1 protein-coding gene is annotated in these 309 nt (G+C 60.5%); it reads right to left on the bottom strand.

Annotated elements, in window-relative coordinates:
* Positions 1–309: MFS transporter (locus SB724_RS19715; RefSeq protein WP_410572485.1), on the bottom strand; the 309-nt coding region annotated here is incomplete at both ends.

Raw genomic sequence — 309 nt, 5'->3', positions numbered from 1 at the left:
CAGGACGGCCCCGCCCCATTCGCCACCGGCTGAGATACCCTGCAGGATTCGAAGGAGCAGCAGCAGGATCGGTGCGGCCAACCCTGCCGTTTGGTATGTGGGCAAGACACCGATCAAGGTGGTGGCTGCGCCCATCAGGACCAGTGTCAGGACCAGCATGGCGCGCCGACCTAATTTGTCCCCGAAGTGCCCTGCCAGGAAAGCACCCAGCGGCCTGAACAGGAAACTCAGACCAACTGATGCAAAGGAAATCAGCAGCGCAATATCGGCGCCTGCGGGTTCGAAAAAGAGTTTGGCGAAGATGAGGCC

This window comes from Bacillus sp. SIMBA_031 (assembly GCF_046535225.1).
Lineage (GTDB): Bacteria > Bacillota > Bacilli > Bacillales > Bacillaceae > Bacillus > Bacillus velezensis.
Note: the sequence above shows the minus strand (reverse complement) of the source record. Positions and strands in the feature narration are given on the sequence as shown.